Annotated in this window: 28 protein-coding genes and 1 pseudogene; 17 read left to right on the top strand and 12 right to left on the bottom strand. The window is 60.8% G+C overall.

What is annotated here, in order from left to right; genetic code table 11:
- Positions 1 to 74: 74 nt before the first annotated feature.
- Complete coding sequence (locus tag H4W29_RS19280) at positions 75 to 1,013, bottom strand: IS110 family transposase (protein ID WP_192730234.1); 939 nt, start codon at positions 1,011 to 1,013, stop codon at positions 75 to 77.
- Between the two features lie 358 nt (positions 1,014 to 1,371).
- Here H4W29_RS19280 and H4W29_RS19275 point away from each other — a divergent pair, with 358 nt between their 5' ends.
- Positions 1,372 to 1,587 (top strand): hypothetical protein, encoded by a 216-nt coding sequence (locus tag H4W29_RS19275; RefSeq protein WP_192730340.1) that lies wholly within the window; start codon positions 1,372 to 1,374, stop codon positions 1,585 to 1,587.
- Between the two features lie 100 nt (positions 1,588 to 1,687).
- Here H4W29_RS19275 and H4W29_RS19270 read toward each other — a convergent pair whose 3' ends face one another.
- Positions 1,688 to 2,599 carry a LysR family transcriptional regulator gene (locus H4W29_RS19270; RefSeq protein ID WP_192730339.1) on the bottom strand — a complete coding sequence of 304 codons (912 nt, stop codon included), beginning with the start codon at positions 2,597 to 2,599 and terminating at the stop codon, positions 1,688 to 1,690.
- Between the two features lie 115 nt (positions 2,600 to 2,714).
- On the opposite strand from H4W29_RS19270, the gene H4W29_RS19265 reads away from it, so the two are divergent.
- The 3 genes and pseudogenes from H4W29_RS19265 to H4W29_RS34400 all read left to right on the top strand — a co-directional run.
- Complete coding sequence (locus H4W29_RS19265) at positions 2,715 to 3,539, top strand: nitroreductase family protein (RefSeq protein WP_192730338.1); 825 nt, start codon at positions 2,715 to 2,717, stop codon at positions 3,537 to 3,539.
- Positions 3,540 to 3,705: 166 nt separating this feature from the next.
- Complete coding sequence (locus H4W29_RS19260) at positions 3,706 to 4,500, top strand: potassium channel family protein (RefSeq protein ID WP_192730337.1); 795 nt, start codon at positions 3,706 to 3,708, stop codon at positions 4,498 to 4,500.
- Between the two features lie 83 nt (positions 4,501 to 4,583).
- Positions 4,584 to 4,832 (top strand): annotated as a pseudogene (locus tag H4W29_RS34400) (MscL family protein); the annotation flags it as partial.
- Between the two features lie 116 nt (positions 4,833 to 4,948).
- On the opposite strand, the gene H4W29_RS19250 reads toward H4W29_RS34400, so the two are convergent.
- Positions 4,949 to 5,650 (bottom strand): hypothetical protein, encoded by a 702-nt coding sequence (locus H4W29_RS19250; protein ID WP_192730335.1) that lies wholly within the window; start codon positions 5,648 to 5,650, stop codon positions 4,949 to 4,951.
- Positions 5,651 to 5,680: 30 nt separating this feature from the next.
- On the opposite strand from H4W29_RS19250, the gene H4W29_RS34395 reads away from it, so the two are divergent.
- Positions 5,681 to 5,866, top strand: coding sequence for a hypothetical protein (locus H4W29_RS34395; RefSeq protein ID WP_246517244.1), 186 nt, complete (start codon positions 5,681 to 5,683; stop codon positions 5,864 to 5,866).
- A 70-nt stretch (positions 5,867 to 5,936) separates the two neighbouring features.
- Here the strand turns inward: H4W29_RS34395 and H4W29_RS19240 are convergent, their stop codons facing one another.
- A complete protein-coding gene (locus H4W29_RS19240; protein ID WP_246517242.1) occupies positions 5,937 to 6,173 on the bottom strand; it encodes a hypothetical protein in 237 nt (78 codons plus the stop codon).
- 86 nt (positions 6,174 to 6,259) lie between these two features.
- On the opposite strand from H4W29_RS19240, the gene H4W29_RS19235 reads away from it, so the two are divergent.
- Entirely contained in the window at positions 6,260 to 7,126 is an 867-nt protein-coding gene (locus H4W29_RS19235) for a LysR family transcriptional regulator (protein ID WP_192730334.1), read from the top strand.
- A 7-nt stretch (positions 7,127 to 7,133) separates the two neighbouring features.
- On the opposite strand, the gene H4W29_RS19230 is transcribed toward H4W29_RS19235, so the two are convergent.
- From H4W29_RS19230 to H4W29_RS19210, 5 genes are all read right to left on the bottom strand, one after another.
- Complete coding sequence (locus H4W29_RS19230; RefSeq protein ID WP_192730333.1) at positions 7,134 to 7,337, bottom strand: hypothetical protein; 204 nt, start codon at positions 7,335 to 7,337, stop codon at positions 7,134 to 7,136.
- A gap of 90 nt (positions 7,338 to 7,427) precedes the next feature.
- On the bottom strand, positions 7,428 to 8,273 hold the full coding sequence (locus H4W29_RS19225) for a metal ABC transporter permease (protein WP_192730332.1): 846 nt from the start codon (positions 8,271 to 8,273) through the stop codon (positions 7,428 to 7,430).
- On the bottom strand, positions 8,270 to 9,130 hold the full coding sequence (locus H4W29_RS19220) for a metal ABC transporter permease (RefSeq protein WP_281401371.1): 861 nt from the start codon (positions 9,128 to 9,130) through the stop codon (positions 8,270 to 8,272). Before H4W29_RS19220 ends, H4W29_RS19225 begins: the two co-directional genes overlap by 4 nt.
- Positions 9,127 to 10,032, bottom strand: coding sequence for a manganese/iron ABC transporter ATP-binding protein (locus H4W29_RS19215; RefSeq protein WP_192730331.1), 906 nt, complete (start codon positions 10,030 to 10,032; stop codon positions 9,127 to 9,129). The genes H4W29_RS19220 and H4W29_RS19215 overlap by 4 nt, the downstream gene beginning before the upstream one ends.
- Complete coding sequence (locus H4W29_RS19210) at positions 10,029 to 10,937, bottom strand: metal ABC transporter substrate-binding protein (protein ID WP_376776572.1); 909 nt, start codon at positions 10,935 to 10,937, stop codon at positions 10,029 to 10,031. Before H4W29_RS19210 ends, H4W29_RS19215 begins: the two co-directional genes overlap by 4 nt.
- A 312-nt stretch (positions 10,938 to 11,249) precedes the next feature.
- Between H4W29_RS19210 and H4W29_RS19205 the strand changes: the two genes are divergently transcribed.
- Complete coding sequence (locus H4W29_RS19205) at positions 11,250 to 11,843, top strand: amino acid transporter (RefSeq protein WP_192730330.1); 594 nt, start codon at positions 11,250 to 11,252, stop codon at positions 11,841 to 11,843.
- A 136-nt stretch (positions 11,844 to 11,979) separates the two neighbouring features.
- Positions 11,980 to 12,117, top strand: coding sequence for a hypothetical protein (locus H4W29_RS19200; protein WP_192730329.1), 138 nt, complete (start codon positions 11,980 to 11,982; stop codon positions 12,115 to 12,117).
- Between the two features lie 5 nt (positions 12,118 to 12,122).
- Here the strand turns inward: H4W29_RS19200 and H4W29_RS19195 are convergent, their stop codons facing one another.
- Positions 12,123 to 12,803 (bottom strand): RNA polymerase sigma factor, encoded by a 681-nt coding sequence (locus H4W29_RS19195; protein ID WP_192730328.1) that lies wholly within the window; start codon positions 12,801 to 12,803, stop codon positions 12,123 to 12,125.
- Positions 12,804 to 12,951: 148 nt separating this feature from the next.
- Between H4W29_RS19195 and H4W29_RS19190 the strand changes: the two genes are divergently transcribed.
- Both H4W29_RS19190 and H4W29_RS19185 read left to right on the top strand, forming a co-directional pair.
- Positions 12,952 to 13,473 carry a DUF4142 domain-containing protein gene (locus tag H4W29_RS19190; protein ID WP_192730327.1) on the top strand — a complete coding sequence of 174 codons (522 nt, stop codon included), beginning with the start codon at positions 12,952 to 12,954 and terminating at the stop codon, positions 13,471 to 13,473.
- Positions 13,470 to 13,808, top strand: coding sequence for a cupredoxin domain-containing protein (locus tag H4W29_RS19185; RefSeq protein WP_246517240.1), 339 nt, complete (start codon positions 13,470 to 13,472; stop codon positions 13,806 to 13,808). Before H4W29_RS19190 ends, H4W29_RS19185 begins: the two co-directional genes overlap by 4 nt.
- Positions 13,809 to 14,084: 276 nt before the next feature.
- On the opposite strand, the gene H4W29_RS19180 is transcribed toward H4W29_RS19185, so the two are convergent.
- The gene (locus H4W29_RS19180; RefSeq protein ID WP_192730326.1) at positions 14,085 to 14,825 is read right to left on the bottom strand and encodes a phosphatase PAP2 family protein; all 741 of its coding nucleotides are present in this window, start codon (positions 14,823 to 14,825) and stop codon (positions 14,085 to 14,087) included.
- Between the two features lie 307 nt (positions 14,826 to 15,132).
- On the opposite strand from H4W29_RS19180, the gene H4W29_RS19175 reads away from it, so the two are divergent.
- Both H4W29_RS19175 and H4W29_RS19170 read left to right on the top strand, forming a co-directional pair.
- Positions 15,133 to 15,825: a response regulator gene (locus H4W29_RS19175; RefSeq protein ID WP_192730325.1), complete on the top strand. Its 693-nt coding sequence runs from the start codon at positions 15,133 to 15,135 to the stop codon at positions 15,823 to 15,825.
- A complete protein-coding gene (locus tag H4W29_RS19170; RefSeq protein ID WP_192730324.1) occupies positions 15,822 to 16,991 on the top strand; it encodes an ATP-binding protein in 1,170 nt (389 codons plus the stop codon). Before H4W29_RS19175 ends, H4W29_RS19170 begins: the two co-directional genes overlap by 4 nt.
- A gap of 39 nt (positions 16,992 to 17,030) precedes the next feature.
- Here H4W29_RS19170 and H4W29_RS19165 read toward each other — a convergent pair whose 3' ends face one another.
- Positions 17,031 to 17,855 carry a DUF535 family protein gene (locus H4W29_RS19165; protein ID WP_246517238.1) on the bottom strand — a complete coding sequence of 275 codons (825 nt, stop codon included), beginning with the start codon at positions 17,853 to 17,855 and terminating at the stop codon, positions 17,031 to 17,033.
- Between the two features lie 554 nt (positions 17,856 to 18,409).
- On the opposite strand from H4W29_RS19165, the gene H4W29_RS19160 reads away from it, so the two are divergent.
- The 5 genes from H4W29_RS19160 (at position 18,410) to H4W29_RS19140 (ending at position 22,664) form a co-directional block, all read left to right on the top strand.
- Positions 18,410 to 19,348 (top strand): IS110 family transposase, encoded by a 939-nt coding sequence (locus H4W29_RS19160; RefSeq protein WP_192730234.1) that lies wholly within the window; start codon positions 18,410 to 18,412, stop codon positions 19,346 to 19,348.
- A 336-nt stretch (positions 19,349 to 19,684) separates the two neighbouring features.
- Complete coding sequence (locus H4W29_RS19155; protein WP_192730323.1) at positions 19,685 to 19,924, top strand: hypothetical protein; 240 nt, start codon at positions 19,685 to 19,687, stop codon at positions 19,922 to 19,924.
- Between the two features lie 13 nt (positions 19,925 to 19,937).
- Positions 19,938 to 21,623, top strand: a complete 1,686-nt coding sequence (locus H4W29_RS19150) for a portal protein (RefSeq protein ID WP_192730322.1) — start codon at positions 19,938 to 19,940, stop codon at positions 21,621 to 21,623.
- A complete protein-coding gene (locus tag H4W29_RS19145) occupies positions 21,623 to 21,976 on the top strand; it encodes a hypothetical protein (RefSeq protein WP_192730321.1) in 354 nt (117 codons plus the stop codon). Before H4W29_RS19150 ends, H4W29_RS19145 begins: the two co-directional genes overlap by 1 nt.
- A complete protein-coding gene (locus H4W29_RS19140) occupies positions 21,960 to 22,664 on the top strand; it encodes a hypothetical protein (protein ID WP_192730320.1) in 705 nt (234 codons plus the stop codon). Before H4W29_RS19145 ends, H4W29_RS19140 begins: the two co-directional genes overlap by 17 nt.
- Positions 22,665 to 22,670: the final 6 nt, after the last annotated feature.

Here is a 22,670-nt window from a genome sequence, read left to right as displayed (position 1 = left end):
AACGGTGCAGCATACTCCCCTTCTCCCCTCGGGGAGAAGGTGCCCGAAGGGCGGATGAGCGACTATCTTGTGTGTCAAGTTGCATATTGGAATTCCCTTCGCGCGTCTCGTGCTTTTGCATTGAGAATGACGAGGAGCTTTCTGGCGAGGGCGATGCGGATGACCATTTTCGGTTTGCCCGCCGCCTGCAACCGTTGCTGGAAGGCGCCCAGATGCGGGTCGTATCTGGCAGCGATGGCGGCGACCAGGAAGAGGATGCTGCGCGGTCCGCTGCGTCCGCCGCGCACCGGCCGTGGTCCGTTTTTCTTGCCGCTGTCGTTGGCAATCGGCGCAAGGCCCGCAAGCTTGACGATCGCCTTGTTAGAGATCCGGCCGATCTCGGGCAATTCGGCCATCAGCCGGGCAACGGTGCGCGAGGCAACACCTTTGATGGAACGGAAGGCCTGGTTGAGGATGGCCCAGAGCGGATCGTCGTCGATCATCGAGGCGATCTCGCCTTCCAGCCTGCGGCTCTGACGCACCAGAAGCGCGATCACCTCATCGAGGCTTTCGAGAGCCTGTGCATCATTGGCAACGCCTCTGCGCTGCCTCTGGATGATCAGATCGCCGGTGACCTGCGACAGCCGCGCCACCAGCGCCTGCAGCCGCATCTGCGCCGGCTTCGGCGGGGGCAAGGCACGCAGCGGCTTGACTTGGGCATAATGAGCAATCACCGCCGCGTCGATCGTGTCGGTCTTTTCCAGAAAGCCCATGGCTTCGGCAAAGCGGCGCACATTGCGCGCATTGGCGAGCGAACAGGCGATCCCCATCTCCCACAACAACAGGAAGGCCCGCCGCTCATAACCGCCCGACGCCTCCATGACGACGAGCTCGACCGCCTCGGCCCGGCAGAGTTCGGCCAACATACCAATGCCGTCGGCATCGTTGCTGAACCGCCGGGAAACACTCAACGGGCGGATGAACACATCCAGCCAGTCCTTCGAAACATCCACTCCACATATGATGCTGTTCACGGTAACCTGCCTTGTGCGTGCGGTTGGAACCGAGCGACTGTTCGGTCGTACGTGACGATGGCGACGATCCCTGGCTCATCCACGGTTGTAACCGAAGGGGGAACGGGCGACGCCGCCACGCCTCTTGCCGGGTGGCCACCCGGCAAGAGGCTCAGTCGCTTCAATCCTACACATTCATCAAGGTGCAGATACAAGGGGGCCACAGGCCGCAGCACTGGCTCGCCACGGACAACAACGCCTCATGACCTGTCAAGCCCGTCAACGTGCCCGCAAATCACATTGGCAGAGGGCAAATTCTCCCCCTCGATGGAACAGGCGAGTCCGCCCCGCGTTGCGCTTTTAGAGAAAGGAGCGCTTCATGGCCCACAAGACAAAACCGCTCGTCGAAGTCGCCGCAAAAACCGAGGAAGGCCGAGTGCCGCTCGGCATCATGAATACCAAGCAGGCACTCGACCTGCCCGACGAGCTGGATGTGGAAATCTCCCATCCGGACAAGGAGCCCGGTGCGACCGACCACTTCATCGACAAGAAAGAGCTGCGCAGGGTCGGGAAAAAAGCCCGCGGCAAACAGTGAGCCCATCTGCTGCGAGCGGCTGAAGGCTTGTCCAGACTTCGGTCGCAGTTGCCACCAATGACCGCGGTCGGCCTTTAGCGGTCATTGAAACCGACACCGATCATCCAGCATTGCCCCGATAATGATTACGAAGATAGTCAGTCAGCCAGTCTATGAAGACGCGAACCCGAAGCGTGAGCTTCTTTGAGGCAGGATAAAGAAGTGAGATCGGTGCGGTGTCTTTGCTCCAGTCGTCCAGAATGCTGACCAGCGTGCCCGTTTCCAAATGGCCTATCACGGTGGAACGGAACAATTGGCCGATGCCTAAGCCAGCAAGGACCATGGATCGCTGCCCGGTGCTTTCGTTTGCAAGGAGGTTGGCACTTCCAATCTCCATTATCTCGTCGCCACGCTTGAACACCAGAGGGCGAGCTTCGCCGGTGAGCGCCGAGAAGTAACCAACAATGTCATGGCCCTGCTGCAGTTCGCCCGGTGTGGCAGGCGTACCTCTCGCCGCCAGATATTCCGGGCTGGCACAAGTGATGAGGCGATCTTCGTAGATTGTCTTCGCAATCAGTGACGTGTCGGGCAAATGACCTACCCGCAGAACACAATCAACTGCCTCCTCGATCAATGCCACGGGTCTGTCGCTGATGCCGATTGCAAGTTGGATGTCGGGGTAGAGCGTACGAAAATGTCCGAGCGCGGGTATGACCAGGGTGTTGGCGAGAGATGAAGGCACATCGACCCGAACTCGCCCACTCGGGCTGGTGCTCGTCTCGCGAACCGACAAATCGGCGTCCTGCAGGCTGGTCATCACATGACCGACCTGCTCGTAGTAGGCTGCACCTTCGGCGGTGAGCGCAACGCTGCGGGTCGACCGTTGCAAGAGCTTGGTACCCAGATGGGCTTCAAGATCAGCGAGAAGCTTGCTCGCTGTTGATTTCGGCATATCGAGGCTGATGGCGGCCTTCGACAGCGACCCGGTCTCGACGATCCTCATGAAAGCACGGATGGCGTTGAACTGATCCATGGCTTGTCCGCGCTTCGATTGTCCATCGTGGTGAAAAGGCATTCCACCAAGGGGGCCTAAATCTCTTATTCATTGAAACGTAAATCCTGTCCACGACAAATGGCAGGAGTTCAAAATGCAAACCGAACGTCACGCGCAAATTCTTGAAGAGCGCTATGGCCAAGGTCATGAGCCGAAAGGCATCATTTGGAACGCTCACATTGAGCACATGATGAACCATCGTTCGGTTCGTCGTTTCCTTCCCGATGGGCTCCCTGATGGCGCTTTGGAGACCATGGTAGCCGCGGCTCAATCTGCGTCATCGTCTTCAAATCTGCATATGTGGAGTGTGATCGCAGTCACAGACCCCGAGGTGAAATCGGAGCTATATCGCGTTTCCGGCTGGGGCAACCCATTCATTGAGGATGCACCGGCGTTTCTCCTTTGGGTCGCGGACCAATCTCGGAACAATGCGATTTCAAAAGCGGCCGGTGGCAGCGCCATCGTTCACGACTATCTCGATGCCTTAGTGATGGCCACGATCGACACCGCATTGGCTGCCCAGAACGCGGCCCTTGCCGCAGAGTCGCTGGGGCTTGGCGTGGTTTATATTGGCGGGATGCGAAACAAGTCGCAGGAGGTCGCCGACTTGCTTGACTTGCCTGGCTACAGTTACGTCACATTCGGCATGGTGGTTGGCTATCCTGCCCCGGAAGCGCAGGGCCGTCTGCGTCCTCGTCCATCGCAGGACGTCGTATTGCATAGGGATCGCTATGAAGCTGACCGAGCGGAACGAATTTCGCACTACGAGGGGCCGTTCAAGCGCTTCCGTCAAGACCTCGGAATGAAGGAAAAGTCGTTTGCCGAGGCTGTGGGCTACTCGGCGAACGACCTTCTCTATATGGACGGGCGCGAGAATCTGCGGGCGACGGTAGAAGCAAGAGGATTCAAGCTGCGGTAAGGTCGCATTGATGCGCCGTGCCTCCGGTGAGTGCAGCGCGAATGTCCGCTGATGGCGTAGCTGCCAAACGCACCAACTTAGTTTGGTGGCAGTTGCTACCTAATTCCGGGCTTGTCCTTGGATTGACCGCCGTTGATACCTGCGGCAAGCGAGCTATCTCGCCAGCATGGATCATCTCTTCGACGACAAGACGACGCATCACAAAAGCCTGCGCGAGGGGCTGCGGCGCATCGAGCGGGGCGAAGGCCGCAAGGCCATCCTCCTGCAGTTCCTCTTTACCGTCATAGACATCGCCATTCTCGCCTTCTTCGTGCTCGGCCCCTATTTCCGCGCTGCCCCCACCTATCTCGTCATCGATTACGTCATCGCCGTCTGGATCGCCGCCGAGATCGCGGCGCGCGCCATTGCTGCACCGTCTCTGCGCAGCTGGATCCTGCGGCCAATGACCTGGATCGATTTCATCGTGCTGGCAACCCTGCTCTTCCCCGATGCGCTCTTCAACTTCGCCTTCCTGCGGGTCATGCGGCTGTGGGCGATCGGCCGCAGCCCGCTGCTGAAGGAGGCGCTGCGCAGGATGGGCTGTGTCGACCGGATCGATGTCGTCCGGGCGGTCATCAATTTCGTGGTCTTCCTCTTCCTCGTCACCGGTTTCGTCTACACATCCTTCTTCTATGACCGGGAGGGAGGCGAAGGTTTCGTCGATGCGCTCTATTTCACCGTCGCAACCGTCACCACGACGGGCTTCGGCGACATCACCCTGCCCGGCACGCTCGGCAAGCTCACCTCGGTCGTCACCATGATCGTCGGCATCTCGCTCTTCGTGCGCCTGGCGCAGGCGGTGGTGCGGCCGCACAAGGTGACCTTTGCCTGCCACCGCTGCGGCCTGCAGCGCCACGATGCCGACGCCGTCCACTGCAAGGCATGCGGCGAAGTCCTCAACATTCCCGACGAGGGCGCGTAGGCCGAAGCCGCCTGCCAACATGAAAAAATTGCTGCGTCGCGGAACCTGGCTGCCTTCCCTATCGTTAGGCCCTCGAGTCCCTTATGTTCGAAGGAAATAAAATAAGCGTTATCAGCGAGTTCCAATCATTAATTGCAAAGGGCAACGTCATGGATCTCGCCGTCGGCGTCATCATCGGCGGCATCGTCAAGTCGCTGACCGACAACCTCATCATGCCCGTCGTCGGCGCGATCTTCGGCGGTTTCGACTTTTCGAACTATTTTTTCCCGCTCTCTTCTGCCGTTCACGCCCAGACGTTGGCCGCGGCCCGCGGAGAAGGAGCAGTCTTCGCCGTGGTAAATCGTGCAGCTTTACAATCTGCCCGAACAGTATCTATGTTTGGTCGCAAGTTAAACCGAAAGGCATCCGCAGGCTGTACGCGCCAACAGGTCCGCGCCAGATCATCTAATCAAGTCTTCTTTGTAACGGAGACATGGTGACATTCGAGCATGTCGGGGGTTGTTAATGGAATGAGAGGCAGCCACTGAACAGCAGTGTCGGGATCGAGGTTCGATGCAGCCCTCGCCGCCTTCAGTGCTTCTATCGTCTTATAGTGGATCTTGGCGGCGCCTCGAAAATACTCGAGAAGGATCATCCCCGTGCGCCCAACCAGGTAAACACAAATCCGGCGCTTCTGCTCGCCCCTTCCGTATATTTCAATCCCCTCTGCACGCCACGTGTTCTTATCCATATCTACAGAAATGTGCCCAACCGGCCTAAATCCACCGTCGCTTGGATAAAACTCCAACAATATCATCTTATAACCCGGCGGAATTTGCTTTTTTATATTTCCGTCGACGTTAAAAACATCAACAAAATCACCATTTTTAGGGTGTGTAATTTCAATACCGAAGCTTTTTGGGTCTATACGTTTGTCCACACCGCTTGCATAACGGCCCGCAAAAACGTGTAATGCTACTGCGACGGCAATTAGTACGACACCAAGGAAAATTAATGCTCCTCTGGCGTAGACGTTGCTAATCGGAAGGAGATAACCGTAGGTTATCCCACCAGAAGCACCCAATATAAGCAGAAAAAATCCAGCAACCAGCAGAAGTGCGATGATATTTCCAAACAATGTTTGTGCTAATTCTTTGATCATTTCCCACATGATTAACACCTCCCCCAAGATGCACTCGAAATGATCATAGCATCAGTCGGCCTAATCAAGAAGCGCTCTCGCCGCGCAGCCAAAGACCCTAAAAGCCTGCACGCCTGGGCCGAAGATTGTCGTGCCGGCTGGACGATCGACCGCGAACTTGACGAGCAGGATCGCGGCCGCAAACTCGACATGCCGCTGTTGATGCTCTGGGGTGCAGCACGCTGAAGGGCAAGGATGGTCTTGGGCCGTGGCGGGCCTGGGCAAATGCTGTCAAGGGCGAAGCCCTGCCCTGCGGTCATTTCATTGCCGAGGAGGCGCCTGATGCCGTCATTACACATTTCACCCGGTTCTTTGGCGCGGGCGCCTGATCGGCCTTGTATTGTCCCCGCGCTAACAGGCTCAGAAGCGGCAGGGCCCATCGCAGACCATCCCATTCGGGTGCATCGAGCGGATCGGCGAGCGGGTCTTGTCTCTGCCGGCGGCTTTTCCTGTTAAGCTCGTTAGCGAGCATGATCCAGTTGAGAAGCATCATCCTGCCTCCATCTATGTCAGATGCAACTGAGCTAAGGCGTGCTCACCCGCAAAGGTAGATGCGCGGATAAAAGGGGGTTTTCAGCCATGAAAGAGGCAAGCTGGGATGACCTGCAGCTCTTCTTCCATGTCGCGACATCGGGCGGCCTGACGGGTGCCGCAGCGCGCACCGGCCTCAGCGCACCCACGATCGGCCGGCGGATGCTGGCGCTGGAGCGGGCGACCGGGCGCACGCTCTTTCGGCGCGGCCCGACCGGCTATCTGCTCGCCAGCGACGGCGAGGCGCTGTTCGAGCGCGTTCTCGTCATGCAGGAGGCGGCCGAGGCGATCGCCGACTGGCGCGGCGACGTGCTGACCCTGCCGATCGTTTCGACCGGTGCCGATGCCTGGATGTTATGGTTCATCGCCGGCCACCTGCCCGCCGTCTGGCAGCCCGAAGACAGGTTCCGCATGTGCTACAAGGCGCTCGATACCGGCCTCGACCTCACCTATCGCGAGGCGCATCTCGCCATCATGCACGGCCGCCCGGAACGCGGCAATTTCGCCACGCGCCGCTCCGTCTCCGTTGCCCACGCAGCCTATCAGGCCGCCACCTTCAGCGCCGCCAATCATAACTGGATTTCGCTGGGAACCGAGATTGCAGTGACACCCGCCGACAAATGGACCTTCGAGCAGCCGGACCACTGGATCACCAGCTGGACGAACACGCCGCTGATGCTGCTCCACCTCATCCGCGGCGGCGCCGGCCGCGGCCTGCTGCCCTGTTTCATGGGCGACGCCGAACCCGGCCTCGTCCGCGCCGGGCCTGTGACCGACAGCCTGACCTATGATATCTGGATCACCGTGCATGAGGATGAGCGCCAGCGGCCGGAAGTGCGCATGGTGATCGACAGGCTGAGCGCGCTCTTTTCCGCGCATGCGGATCTGTTCGCCGGCAGACGCGAGCGCGCCTGAGCAGGCGTTAGAGCGCGGCTGGTGCTGCCCCATGCCGCGGCCATTGCGGCAGCTGCACGACAGGGTGCGTGACACGCTCGCCCTCGGCCTCGTCATCGCAGGTCGCCTGGAGTTTTATCGCGCTGCCTTCGATCTCGTCGAGCAGGGACTGGACATCGTCAAACCGGTCGAGAAGGCGGTGAGTGAGTTTCCTGAATTTCCGTTGGGACATCGATTGCCTCCTTTGATCCGGGAACGCGGCCGATCGCAGAAAGTTCGGGGTCGGCCCTGCCCCATCCCTGGTGCCAGCACGAGAAGGATCTCAGACAGTTTCGCGCGTCTCAACTCTCGCCGCCTTTCGGGTGGCATGGAGGAACGCCATGACGAAGACGATCGAGAGCAGGAGGACGATGGTTGGCGCCGGTGCGCTGTCGATGAAGAACGACAGATAGACGCCGAGGAAGGAACCGACCACTGCGATGACAACGGCAAGAACCAGCATCGTGCCAAACCGCCGCGTCAGCAGAAAGGCGATGGCTCCGGGCGCGATCAGCATGGCGATGGCCAGGATGATGCCGACGGCCTGCAGCGCCCCGACAATGGTCAGCGAGATCAGGGAGAGCAGACCATAGTGCAGCAGGTTGACGCGCAGACCCACGGCTCTCGCCTGGGCCGGATCGAAGGCGTGGAGCAGAAAGTCCTTCCACTTGATGCCGATGATACCGGCAGTGATCGCGGCGATGACAGCTGAACCGCCGATGTCGCGCCAGGAGACGCCGAGCATGTCGCCGAACAGAATATGGTCGAGATGCACGTCCGACTGGATTTTGACATAGAGGACGAGGCCGAGGCCGAACATGCCGGAGAACACGATACCCATCACCGTGTCTTGCTTGATGCGGCTGTTTTCCTTCAGGAAGCCGGTGGCGACGGCGCAGAACATGCCGGCGACGAAGGCGCCGATCGCATAGGGAAAGCCGACGATGTAGGCGATGACGACGCCGGGGAAGACGGCGTGGCTGATCGCGTCGCCCATCAGCGACCAGCCCTTGAGGACGAGGAAGCAGGAGAGCAATGCCATCGGGATTGCGACCAGCACGGAGATAACAAGCGCGTTGACCATGAAGTCGAACTGGAAGGGCGACAGAAGCGTGTCGATGAAGCTCATAGTCCAGCCTCCAGCGCTTGCGCCGCGCGACGACGCGCTGCCAGCATTCCGTGCTTGGGTGCAAAGAGGAAGGCGATCAGGAAGATCAGTGTCTGGAGGCAAACGATGATGCCGCCGGTGGCGCCGTCGAGGAAATAGCTCGCATAGGCACCGGTGAAGCTGGTGATTGAACCAATTGCGACGGCGATGGCCAGCAACCGCGGAAAACGGTCGGTCAGCAGGTAGGCAGTTGCGCCTGGTGTGACGACCATGCAGATGACGAGGAAAGCGCCCACAGTCTGGAGCGCAGCCACCGTCGAAGCCGACAGCAGTGCGAAGAACATGATCTTGAGGGCGGTCGGGTTGAGGCCGATCGAGCGCGCATGGCTCTCATCGAAGAAGGTGACCATCAGGTCTTTCCATTTGACGAGGAGGATCGCAAGCGAGACGAAGCCGATGATGGCGAGCTGGATCGTATCGCCGGGCGTAATCGCCAGGATGTTGCCTAGCACGATAGTCTGGATGTTCACCGAGGTCGGCGAGATCGAGACCATGAACAGGCCAAGCCCGAAGAATGCCGAGAAGATCAAACCGATGATGGCATCTTCTTTCAGCTTGGTGCGCTGATTGAGGAAGAGCATCGCAGCCGCAGCCAGCGTACCCGAGAAGAAGGCGCCGATGGCGAAGGGCAAGCCGAGCATATAGGCGCCGGCCACGCCTGGCACGATCGAGTGGGAAAGCGCGTCGCCGATCAGCGACCAGCCCTTGAGCATGAGATAGCAGGACAGGAACGCGCAGACACCGCCGACAAGGGCGGAGACCCACATGGCGTTCAGCATGTAATCATAGGTAAAGGGTTCGAGGAGGCCGGTCATCATTCCCGGCCTCCGTTACCCTGTTCCGGCTTTCGTATCGTCGCCCTGCCATCCTGAAGCACCAGCGGACGTTCGTCATCGGTAAGGACGCCGATCGCGTGAGGCTTGCCGCCAGTGGCCTCGTTCAGCACGAAGTGACGCAGTACGCCGCCGAACGCCTGTTCGAGGTTCGCTTGCGTAAAAGTCTCCATTGTCGGGCCATAGGCGAGCACCGTACCCTTGATCAGAATGGTCCGGTCGCAGAATTCCGGCACGCTGCCGAGATTGTGCGTCGAGACCAGCATCACTCGGCCTTCGTCACGCAATTCCCGAAGCAGTTTGACGATCTGATCTTCGGTCTTGACGTCGACGCCGGTGAAGGGCTCGTCGAGCAGGATGACGCGGCCGTCCTGTGCGAGCGCTCTGGCGAGGAAGACGCGCTTCTTCTGCCCGCCCGAAAGCTCCCCGATCTGACGCTTGCGGAACTCGCTCATATTGACGCGGGCAAGCGCCTTCGAAACAGCGTCGTGGTCGGCCGCCTTCGGCAGGCGCATCATGCCCATATGGCCGTAGCGGCCCATCATCACGACGTCTTCGACCAGGACCGGAAAATTCCAGTCGACCTCTTCGGCTTGCGGCACGTAGGCGACGAGGTTCCTGCGGAGCGCTTCGGCGACCGGCACGCCGAGCACCCGGATCTCGCCCTTGGCGAGGCGGACGAAGCCCATGATCGCCTTGAACAGTGTCGACTTGCCGGAGCCATTGACCCCGACAAGTGCTGAGATAGTGCCCGTCGGGATCTGGAAGCTTGCCTCCCGAAGAGCTGTATGGCCATTGCGGTAGGTGACGGTGGCGCCCTTCACGACGATGCCTGACCCCGCATCCGAAGATGCGAGGCGGACGCGGTTCGTGACCGGCGCCGTCACTGGATCAGACCTTTGGCGATCGTGTCCGAAGTGACACGGAGCAGATCGATATAGGTCGGAACCTCGCCATCGGCTTCGGTCAGCGAGTCGACGTAGAGCACGCCGCCATATCTGGCGCCGGTCTCGCGTGCCACCTGCTCGGCAGGCGCGGACGAGATCGTACTTTCGGAGAAGACGACGGCGATCTTGTTCTTGCGCACCGCATCGATCACCTTGCGGACCTGCTGTGGCGTACCCTGCTGATCGGCGTTGATCGGCCAGAGATAGAGTTCCTTCAAACCGAAGTCGCGGGCGAGATAGGAGAAGGCTCCCTCGCTGGAGACCAGCCAGCGCTTGTCTTCCGGAACCTTGGCGAGTTCCGCCTTGATCGGGTCGATGACAGCCTTGATCTTTGTCTTGTAGGTCTCTGCATTGGCCTTGTAGGCCTCGGCGTTATCAGGATCATACTTCACGAAGGCGTCGCGGATATTGTCGACGTAGATCAAAGCCGCCGCCGGCGACATCCAGGCATGCGGGTTCGGCTTGCCGGTGTAAGGGCCCTCGGTAATGCCCATCGGCTCGACGCCTTCGGATACGACAACTCCGGGAACGCTCTTCAGGTTCTGGAAGAACTTCTCGAACCAGAGCTCGAGATTGAGGCCGTTCCAGAGGATCAGCTGCGCACCCTGCGCCCGCCGGATGTCGCCCGGTGTCGGCTGATAGTTGTGAATCTCCGCACCGGGCTTGGTGATTGATTCAACGACAGCAGCATCGCCGGCGACATTCCTGGCGATGTCGGCGATGACTGTGAATGTCGTGACCGCCTTGAATTTCTCCTGCGCGGCGGCCGGGACCACCGTCAGCATGGCCGCAAATGCCGCCCCCATCATTCCGGTCAGAACCGACCGCCTTACCCCTTCAAGCATGGATAACCCCTTATTGAGAATGACTTGCAATTGCATCACTACGGAATGCATGAGAATTTTGCAAGTGCGAATGAGTTGCAATTAATGACACTGGATGACAGCAGCGATGATCGCATCGGTCGTCGGCATATTGGGCGTGCAGATGTTCGATCCCGGCGATGGCAGCGGGAGTAGAACGCCGCCTGATGTCATCCGGCAGCCGGAACCGAAGTAGCGCCCGGGGGCCGTTCCCTTCCCCGGCTTGAGCCGCTATGAAGGCGACCTCCCTCAAATCCATTCCCCCCACCCATCCAACGGGATCTTGAGCGCCTCATGAAACCCCTTGCCGACGACGCCTGGAATCCCTGGCATCCAGCCGAGCTGATGCAGCGGCTCGACGCGAGTTTTTGCTGGTACGTCGTCGGTGGCTGGGCGCTGGATCTCTGGCACGGCATCGAGACCCGGGAGCATGAGGATCTGGAATTTGCGGTGCTTCCCGAAGACCTCGACCGCGCCCGCGCCCTGCTGGGCGAACTCATGTTTTTCGCGGTCGACGACGGCCGCTTCGAGCCTCTGCCGGCCGCCGCCCGGCCGCCTGAAAAGGTCATGCAATTCTGGGGCGCCGATATCGATGAAGGCTGCTGGCGCGTGGACATGATGCTGGAGCGCGGCACCGCTGACAGCTGGGTCTACAAGCGCGACCCGGCGATTGGCGCGCCGCGTGCCGAGATGATCCGCACGAGCCCCGGCGGCATTCCCTACCTCGCACCAGAAGCCGTGCTGCTCTTCAAGGCTAGGCATTGCCGGGAGAAGGACGAAGGCGATTTCGACCGCGCCGTGCCGAAACTCGACACTTCTGGGCGCGCCCGGCTGCGCGGCTGGCTGCAACATTGCCATCCCGGTCACGACTGGATCGCGCGTCTCTAAAGCATGTCGCGCAAAAGTGCGACGCGGTTTTGCGAGTGACAGCGGATCCGAAAGATCGCGACGTGCTTCAGGACGTCCAGGAACGATATCCGGATAAGGAAGTTACCTACCGACAACAATGATATCGGATCGGCCCATGAGACTATTGATGATGTTGATCCTGGCACTGATGATCGCATCCGTCATCGGCATCTTGGGCGTGCAGATGTTCGGCGGCGGCAGCGGCAAGAGTGATAAGCCGCCGGCGGTCATCCAGCAGCCGGAGCCCAAATAGCGCTGTTACTTTCCCGCCAGCCGCTCCATCACCCGCTCGGTCAGCCGGTCGCATTTCCAGCCGGCGAAGGGAAACGCATCCAATGCGATCGGCCCGATCATCTCGTCGAGCTGGCGGCGGAGCAGCGCGCGGGCCCGGTGCAGGCGGCTGCGCACGGTTTCGGGTTTGAGGGAGAGCAGTTCGGCTGTTTCTTCGACGCTCATCTCCTCGATCACCCTGGCGATGAAGACGAGGCGGAATTCTTCCGGCAGGCTGTCGGTCGCCTCTTCCACGAGTTTCAGGATCTGTCGCTGCGCCATTGTGGTCTCGGGATTGTCGATGGGCGAACCGGTGGGAAAATCCAGGATGCGGCTTTGCATCGCCGCAGTATCGACGGGCACTTCGGGCGTGCGGCTCGCCTTGCGAAGCCGGCCGAGCGCCTCGTTCATGACGATGCGCGTCAGCCAGGTGGAAAAGGCGCTGGCGCCCTCAAAATCGGCAAGGTGGCGGAAGGCCTTGAGATAGGCATCCTGCAGGGCATCCTCCGCCATCGCATCATCGCGCAGGATGCCGCGGGCAATGCGGAACAGCCGCTGGTTATAGCGCCGCATGATGGCGCGGAACCCCTCGGGATCGCGCGCCAGCGCCATCGCCACCAGTTCCGGGTCGCTTCTCTCTGCTGCCGCTCTTTCCGCCTGCCGTACCATGGCTCATTCCCTTTTTCGCATTGGATGCCAGGGCAGGACAAAGGTTCCCGGCATCTCGGAAAATCTTTTCGGGAACGTCTGCCCGATGCCGGCATCCAAGTCTGCGTAGGAAACATCGACCGGCAGTATTCGCCGGATGGAGGACCAGATGCAGAAACACCTTATCGCCGCGCTCGCCGCTTTCGCGCTCTCCGCCCCCGCTGCTTTCGCCGCCGGCGCAGCGCCCACCGATCCTGAGATCGCCCATATCGCCTATACGGCCGGCGTCATCGATATCGAGGCGGCCAAGCAGGCGGTCGAAAAATCCAAGGACAAGGAAGTCGTCGCCTTCGCCAAGGATATGATCCGCGACCACGAGGCCGTCAACAAACAGGCGCTCGATCTCGTCAAGAAGCTCAAGGTGACGCCCGAGGACAATGATACCAGCAAAACGCTGACATCAAATGCCGAGAAGGAGCGGCAGAAACTCTCCAAACTGAAGGGTGCGGCCTTCGACAAGGCTTATGTTGACAATGAAGTGGCCTATCACAAGGCCGTCAACGACGCCCTGAAGACGACGCTGATCCCAGCCGCGCAGAACCCCGACCTGAAGGCCCTGCTCGAAACCGGCCTGAAGCTTTTTCAGGGCCATGAGCAGCATGCCGAGCATATTGCATCGATGCTGAAATGAAGGTCATGAGTGTCATGACCGTCATGGCGATCCTGCCCAAACTCTGCCTTGCGGCCGCCCTCTCCCTCATGGGAACGGCCGCAAGCGCCGCCACGATCGAGGTCACCATCGAAAAACTGGAGTTCAGGCCGGCGGTGGTGAAAGCGCAGCCGGGCGATATGATCCTCTGGCGGAACAAGGATGTGATGGATCACACCGCTACATCCAGAGGGAGTTTCGACGTGGTGATCCCCGCGGGCAAGTCGGGGTCGACTGTGGTGAAGGGTGACGGGGCGGTGGATTATTACTGCCGGTATCATCCCAATATGAAGGGGCGGATCGAGGTGGGGCGGTAGTGGCTGCCTCACTCATTCCTTCGTTTTGGGAGAGCTGTGCGTCTGACCGGAGGCGTTTTGCCGTGGGCACCCCCTCTGTCCTGCCGGACATCTCCCCCACAAGGGTGGAGATTGGCTGGGCGCACCGGCTTCCCCAAACAATCAGCGTTGCAAGCTGCGAAACCGCTAAGAGGCGCGAAGGTCAAGCCGCTTGTCGATCTCCCTCCTTGTGGGGGAGATGTCCGGCAGGACAGAGGGGGGTGCCACAGGACGCTGCGCGCATCATCCAGCCCCGCCTCACCGCCAAAGCTTTGCTTCCGTATACGCATCCATCCAGCGCCAGACCCAGGCCATGGCGAACATCGTCAGCAGCCAGCCAAGCACGACGTCCGAAAGGAAATGAGCGCCGAAAATCACGCGATTGAACGCCACAAACAAGAGGCAAGGCACCAGCACTATCGCGGCCGCCCGCCTGAACTCGGCGGGCACCAGAACCAGCAGCGACATTGATGCCGCAGCTGCGGAAGCCTCGCCGGAAGGGAAGGAGCAGTTGCGGCTGCACGCGGCGGAAAACTGCCACACCGGCGTAAAATCCATGGTCCCGCCGAACTCGACAATGTCACGAGGCCGTACACGCCCGATGAGAACCTTGAGCGTCTGGACCGTGAGGAGCGGGCCTGCGGCAAAGCTCAGGAGGACGAACAAGGGCTTCTCGGGCGGGTAGACCCGCATGCGTCCCGGCAGGAGCCTCTGCAGCGCGATCAGCACGATCATCGAACCGATAAGATAGGGCTGTGCGAGGCGGCCTTTATCCCTCACTTCCCGCAGGAATGGATTGTCGGCCAGAACGAAAATCCCCCCGCTGGCAAACCAGCGCGAGACCATGAGATCGAGATCGGGAAAGACGACAAAGACGAAACTGACCCAGACGATCGATGTGCCGATGACGGCAGGCGCCCGATCAGCCCCGAATGGCGTTGCCGGCAGGCGCACACCGCTGGAGGCAGAATTCCAGTAACCAGATACAAATTTTCGCAAGCCGGTATCTCCGAAGGCAGCAGCATGGGCCCGAAAATCGGAATCGATTTTCGGAAAGCCTGATGCGTCAAATCAAAGCGTTAGAGCGTCCGTTGCGCGTCCGAATGGACGCGCGGCGCTCTAATCGGGCGGCAAGCTGGTTTCGAATTGTCAAGAAATGACGAGGAAGGGATCAAGGCGCTGTTGAGAACAGGCTGCCTGGCCCCGGAAAGCACGCTTGCAAATTGCAGAAATCTTTCCTGTCCGCGATAGTGGGCGTCCGGCGGCAAAGCCGGCAAAGACAATTGAACAACCGCAGGGCATTGGGGTGGATAACAGTCTCGTTCTGATCGTTGAGGATGAACCGGCAATCGCGCAGATACTGGAAGGGTATTTGTTGCGTGACGGATTCCGTACCGTTCGCGCCGGCGACGGCGAAATAGCGCTTCAACATCATGCCCATCTGAAACCCGATCTTGTGCTGCTTGACGTGCGCCTGCCGAAACTCGACGGTTTCGACGTGCTCGCGCGCCTGCGCCAGACAGGATCGACGCCGGTGATCATGGTGACGGCCGTTGCCGACGACATCGACCGGTTGAGCGGCCTGCGCCTCGGCGCCGACGATTATGTGGTCAAACCCTTCAATCCGCAGGAGGTTGTTGCCCGGGTCAAAGCCGTGCTGCGCCGGACGCGGGGAGACCAGGCCGAGGTCATCAAACGGTTTGGCGCTATAGAGGTCGATTTCACCAGCTACACTGCGTTTGTCACGAGGGATGAGCGCCGCACGCATCTACCCCTGACGCTCAGTGAATTTCGAATTCTCGCCTATATGATCCGCCATCCGACCCAGGCTTTCGCGCGCGCCGATATTCTCGACGCCTGCCTGCCGGAAAGCGACGCTCTGGTGCGCACTGTCGACACGCATATTTCCAACCTTCGGCGCAAACTGGAAGAGTTGGGGCAGAACGGCTTCTTTCCTGCCGTGAGGGGAATTGGCTATCGTTTTTCGGATCCGAGATGAAAATATTCAGGCTCCCCTCGCTGCCGCTTGCAACGGTTACCGCTGTCATCATCGGAGTGATGCTGCTTCTCAGCGTCGGCATGACCTATCTCGGGGCTATCTGGTATTCCACCTATCTTGAGGAAAGCATCATTGAAAACCTGCCACCGAGAGCCGCGGCTGCTTATCGCGATCTGGACAATGGCGTGGTCCCCGACCAGGATGCGCTCAAGCTCCTCCTCTCTAACCTCAATGGGCTGCAGGAAGAACAGACAGATTTCCAGCTCCAGATCCTGATTCTGACCTCCGGCCTGCTTTCAGCCCTCGTCTGCGCCATTATCGGGATATTTCTGGCGCGACGGATCGCAAGGCCTCTCGCAGAGCTCACATCTGCTGCCGAAGGCCTGAAATCCGGCGACTTTTCGGTGAGCGTCGCTGCCTCGCGCCACGCCACCCGAGAAGTCTCCAGTCTCGTGGATACCTTCAATGCGCTTGCAACCAGCCTCGACAGCATGGAAAAAAGGCTGCGCTTCAACAACATGGCGGTCGCCCACGAATTGCGCACGCCACTGACGATCCTGCGGGGTTCGTTGCAGGGCATGCTCGACGGCGTTTTTCCAATGGACCGGAAGATGATGTCCGATCTCCTGGTCCAGGTGGAAGGCCTTGGAAGAATTGTCGAAGATCTGCGTACCCTGTCGCTGGCGATCGGCCAGAAACTCGTCATGGAGCGTGAACGGACCGACGTGTCGCAGGTAGTGGAAGCGGTGCTGACATCGGCCAAACTCATGCTGGAGACGAGCACGCTGACGCTCGAAACCGGTCTGCAACCCGCCTTTATATCAGTGGACTCGCCGCGTATTCGCCAGGCCGTGCTGGCGCTTCTGGAAAATGCCAGCCGCTATGCGGCAGACGGCAATTGGCTGCGCTGCGAAACGGAGCAATTGCCGGATGAGAGCGTCGTCATCCGCTTTCTGGATCGAGGCCCCGGATTTCCTGAAGGACTGGATGCTGTGGCCACGAACCCCTTCTGGCGCGGTGATCCCTCACGGTCTCGTGCAACGGGCGGCACAGGACTGGGACTATCGGTGGTGCAGGCCATCGCGGTTGCCCATGGCGGACATCTTGAATTCGCAAACCGGGAGGGCGGCGGCGCGATGGTCGCAATCCACCTGCGTCCGGCATAGTGCGCAAGGATCCGGACACCACCGCGACACGAGGCCTCCTCAATGGAACAGTTCGCCGACCATATGGAAACGCGATTTGCTCCGGCTGCGCCTGTCCGCTCCGCCGGTTGCGGACTTGGGCACCCTGAACCCGTAGACCTCTTCAGGATCGGCGGAACGCTCGGCCCAGAACGCATCGATCGCCGACAGCATCATGGAGCGCCGTTTGCGGCGGCGGTACTGGATCGGCTGCCTCTCCCGCGACACGGCCAGGAAATGCGGCATGCCGCCTTCGACGGTCAGCCCCTGCAGAACGATCAGGATCGCCTCCTTCGGGCGAACGCCTCGGAGATCGCGGGTCGCCTCGACGATCAGCCGCTTTCCATTGCGAGGTCCCTGCATGCTGCCGATGACAAAGGTGTAGCCGCCCTCTGAGCCCTGGCGAAGGAATGTGAACCTGCCTGTGCACAGGAGAGCCTTGTCGCGTGTGCGGACAAGCTCGATGGCGAAGGCACCCTCGTGACGTCCGCCGCCAAGATCGGCCAGTGCGATACGGCACGTATAGGCCTCATTGCGGCCGTTCACGACGCCCATGTCCAGCCGCTCCCCCTGCCACAGCCTCATCATGGTCTCCCTGGCCAGGATCTTTTCCGCAACAAGGAAATGCTCGACGAGAAGTGCGAGCCGCCCGGAATTGCGCATTCCGTAAACCAGGAATTTCGATAGCGGCTTTTGCAGCAGCGCGTCATGCGGGGTTGGAAACCCTCGTGCTGCGGCAAAGCCCGCGAGGAAGCGCCACCAGCTGATGGTCAGGAGCGGATGGGCGACAAAGCGAAACCAGAACAGAACGCCGCGCTTCCAGCGGGTCCGCAGAACGAAAGTCAATATTCTCCATAGCAGGAGAAATCGGAACTGCCGTGGTTCATCAGTGATTTCGGGCGCTGAGTACGGACGAGGAGCAGCGGAGATTTCGCCTTTTGCCGCTTCAGCGATCAATTCATTCTGAATCATATTTAAGCCCCGACGCGTGTGGTTGCGGCCAACCATCTGCGGCGGGACTATCAAGATCGTGGCAAGAAACCGTGGTCGTCCAGGGAAGGACTGGCCGGGATGGCAGTCGCTCAGGTCCTTGAGCAGGCGGGAAACTTCAGCGTTTCAGGTCGGCGTCCTCCCTTTGGATAAAGGGTCAATGCTGCCCGCGATACGGTCTGGGGTTTGATCGAAGCCTTGTACCGTGCGGCCCCCTTGTATCTGCACCTTGATGAATGTGTAGGATTGAAGCGACTGAGCCTCTTGCCGGGTGGCCACCCGGCAAGAGGCGTGGCGGCGTCGCCCGTTCCCCCTTCGGTTACAACCGTGGATGAGCCAGGGATCGTCGCCATCGTCACGTACGACCGAACAGTCGCTCGGTTCCAACCGCACGCACAAGGCAGGTTACCGTGAACAGCATCATATGTGGAGTGGATGTTTCGAAGGACTGGCTGGATGTGTTCATCCGCCCGTTGAGTGTTTCCCGGCGGTTCAGCAACGATGCCGACGGCATTGGTATGTTGGCCGAACTCTGCCGGGCCGAGGCGGTCGAGCTCGTCGTCATGGAGGCGTCGGGCGGTTATGAGCGGCGGGCCTTCCTGTTGTTGTGGGAGATGGGGATCGCCTGTTCGCTCGCCAATGCGCGCAATGTGCGCCGCTTTGCCGAAGCCATGGGCTTTCTGGAAAAGACCGACACGATCGACGCGGCGGTGATTGCTCATTATGCCCAAGTCAAGCCGCTGCGTGCCTTGCCCCCGCCGAAGCCGGCGCAGATGCGGCTGCAGGCGCTGGTGGCGCGGCTGTCGCAGGTCACCGGCGATCTGATCATCCAGAGGCAGCGCAGAGGCGTTGCCAATGATGCACAGGCTCTCGAAAGCCTCGATGAGGTGATCGCGCTTCTGGTGCGTCAGAGCCGCAGGCTGGAAGGCGAGATCGCCTCGATGATCGACGACGATCCGCTCTGGGCCATCCTCAACCAGGCCTTCCGTTCCATCAAAGGTGTTGCCTCGCGCACCGTTGCCCGGCTGATGGCCGAATTGCCCGAGATCGGCCGGATCTCTAACAAGGCGATCGTCAAGCTTGCGGGCCTTGCGCCGATTGCCAACGACAGCGGCAAGAAAAACGGACCACGGCCGGTGCGCGGCGGACGCAGCGGACCGCGCAGCATCCTCTTCCTGGTCGCCGCCATCGCTGCCAGATACGACCCGCATCTGGGCGCCTTCCAGCAACGGTTGCAGGCGGCGGGCAAACCGAAAATGGTCATCCGCATCGCCCTCGCCAGAAAGCTCCTCGTCATTCTCAATGCAAAAGCACGAGACGCGCGAAGGGAATTCCAATATGCAACTTGACACACAAGATAGTCGCTCATCCGCCCTTCGGGCACCTTCTCCCCGCGGGGGAGAAGGGGGTGTGGCGGCCGCCCGCGCCCCTCCAGCCTAAAAGATGTTCGGAAGCGAGGAGGCTGGTTCCCCCTTCGCCCCAGCGGGGAGAAGGTGCCCGAAGGGCGGATGAGGGGGCCGCACGGTACAGTCTAGCCTCTTCACATCAGCGAACATCCCCCGCCCCCAATGTCACCCCCTCAACCTTTCATCCCGCAGGCTGCCTTCCATCGACGCCGAACCGGCTGGAGGCCACCCCTCCTCCGCCCGGTCCAACCGCTCAACCCTCACGATCGGATGCCCCTCATGTGCATGTTCTCCTCGCCGCCGAAAGCCGAGCCGCCGCAGGCGCCGCCCGAATACGCCCAGCAGAAGACGCCCGATTATGCCGCAGCCCAGTCCACGGCCGCACGCCGCGCCTCCGACAAGGTGAAGGGCGCTCCCTCGACCATCCTCACCTCGCCTTCGGGCGCGCCGCCGCTTGCCGATACGCAATCGCCGGCGCTCTCGGGCAATATGCTCAAGAAGACGCTGCTCGGGCAGTAGGGCGGAGAGATCAATGGAAAATCTCCGTCGCGACAACGAAACACAGATCGCCTATCACCGCCGCCGGCTGAACGAGCTGAAGGAGGTTCGCCAGCCGTGGGAAGCGGAATGGCGGGCTCTATCAGAGCATATCGAGCCGACGCGGCTCAGGCTCCATTCCGGCCGGGAAGGCCCGCGTTCGCGCGATAAGATCATCGACAGCACCGGCACCCATGCCTACGAGACGCTGAAATCGGGCATGCATTCGGGCCTCACCTCGCCTGCCCGCCCCTGGTTCCGCCTGACGACCTTCGATCCGGATCTGAAGAAGCTCGACGCCGTCAAGGTCTATCTCGCCGCCGTGCAGGACAAAATGCGCGAGGTCTTTGCGGCCTCCAATCTCTACCGCGCCTTCCATATCGGCTATGGCGATCTCGGCCAGTTCGGCCAGTCGGTCGCGATCCTCGTGGAAGACGAGGAGACTGTTATCCGCGTGCAGCAGCTGGTGCATGGCCGCTTCTGGATCGCGAGGGATCACAAGGGCAAGGCCACCACGCTCTACCGCACCTTCCGCTGGTCCGTGCAGCGCATCATCGAGCGCTTCGGCTACGACAATGTACCGGAGCGGCTGAAGAGCCTCTATGACAGCTCGAAATATGGCGAGTGCTTCGATGTCTATCACGCGATTGAGCCGCGCTACGACCGCGACCCCAAGCTGATCGACAAGCGCAACAAGGCGTTCCTCTCCAATTACTGGATCGACGAGATCGGCTCCGATCTGCTGGAAGAAAGCGGCTTCGATTCCAACCCGATCATCGCGCCCGCCTGGGAACTGTCCGAGGACGATCATTACGCGCTGTCCCCCGGCCAGAAGGCACTCGGCGATATCAGGATGCTGCAGCTGGAGCAGACGCGAAAGCTCGAAGGCATCGACAAGAAGGTGCGCCCGCCGATGAACGCGCCGACCTCGATGCAGAATAGCCCGGCCTCGCTGCTGCCGGGTGCCGTCAACTACGTCGATGATCCAACCGGCAAGGGTTTCCGCCCGGCAATGGAGGTGAACCTCAGCCTCGCGGAGCTGCGCGAAGATATCCAGGAAGTGCAGAACCGCATCGAGAAGACCTTCTTTGCCGATCTCTTCTTCGCCATCACCAATATGGAAGGCGTGCAGCCGCGCAACCAGTTCGAGCTGACGCAGCGCAAGGAAGAGCAACTCCTGCAGCTCGGCCCCGTCTTGGAAAACGTCTTCGGCGACCAGCTGGGGCCGACCATCGACCGCACGTTCGACATTCTGGCGGCCCGCGACGAGCTGCCGCCGCCTCCGCCGGAGCTGCAGGGCACGGAGCTGAAGGTGGAATATATTTCCACGCTCGCGCAGGCGCAGCAGGCCGTCGCCACAGGCGCGATCGAGCGCGGCGTGGCCTTCATGGGCCAGGTCTCGGCGGTCAAGCCGGAGGCGCTCGACAAGCTCGATGTCGATGAGGCGATCGACCTCTATTTCGATGCGATTGGCGCCCCGCCCTCGATGATCCTCGCCGATGACAAGGTGGAGGATATCCGCGCGCAAAGGGCGCAGCAGATGCAGGCAGCGCAGACCGCACAGATGGCCTCGCAGGTCGCCCCCGCCCTCAATCAGGGCGCCAAGGCCGCGCAGGTGCTGGCCGACGCCAATGACAACCCGAATGGCGCTGCACTCTTGCGCCAGCTGGGGCTCGCCTGATGGATCATTTTAAGGATCAACCATCCGCACCCCATGACATCGAGCGGGATGAAATCACCTCGGCTTTCCGCGAGGTCTTCGCCACCGCCTCCGGCAAGCGCGTGCTCTTCTGGATGCTGGAACAATGCGCGATCTACCAGGAGGCCTATGCCGGCGAGCTGGTCAACGCCACGCATTACACGCTCGGCAAGCAGGGCGCCGGCCGGCGGCTGATCGCCGAGCTCGACCGCATAGACCCGACGCTCTATCCGCGCCTGCTGCTGGCAATCGCGGATCTCAAGGCAAACGACAAGGCAGCGGCGGCAAGCCGCGCCGCAAGCGAGGAAAGCCAAGACCATGACAGCGATGCTTAGCAGAAACCTCTTTCCGACGATCGCCCGAAGCGCCGAAGGCACCGGCAGCGGTGGTGGCGATGCAGGCGAAAGTGCTGCCCCGGAAACCATTCTCTTTCCCGAGGATGCATCATCACCGGATGGTGACAACAGCCATGACGATCACGATGACGCTGCCGATCGGAACGTCGGCAAGCCCGATGGCGCGAGCGACGACCCCGCCGATCGCATTCCCGACGATGGCCGCTATTCCCTCACCATGCCCGAGGGCATCGAGGTGGATCAGGAACTGATCGACGCGCTCGGCCCCGATTTCCACAATCTCGGCCTCACCGTCAGGCAGGCGCAGCAGCTCGCCGATCGTTTCATCGAGATCCAGGGCCGCCGCGGCAAGGCAGCCGGCGAAGCTTGGGCCGGGCGCGTGCAGGGCTGGGCCGACGAGGCGCGCAAGGACCGCGAGATCGGCGGCCCGAAATGGGCCGGCACCGTGGGCTCGGCGCAGCGGGCGCTCTCGCGGCTCGGCACGCCGGCGCTGCGCGAGTACCTGAATACCAGCGGCGGCGGCAACCACCCCGAGATGATCAGAATTTTCGCAAAGGTCGGATCGATGATCCAGGAGGACAACCCACCGAATGGCGGCGCGGGCGGAAACGGCAGGAAAGCCGAAACCGCGCACCTGATGTTTCCCAAAGACGCACCGAAGGGCTGATAAGAC

Origin of the sequence: Rhizobium viscosum, assembly GCF_014873945.1 — a bacterium.
In the GTDB taxonomy this organism is placed as follows: domain Bacteria; phylum Pseudomonadota; class Alphaproteobacteria; order Rhizobiales; family Rhizobiaceae; genus Rhizobium; species Rhizobium viscosum.
The sequence above is the reverse complement of the archived record's forward strand: the minus strand, read 5'-3'. Positions and strand labels throughout refer to the sequence as shown.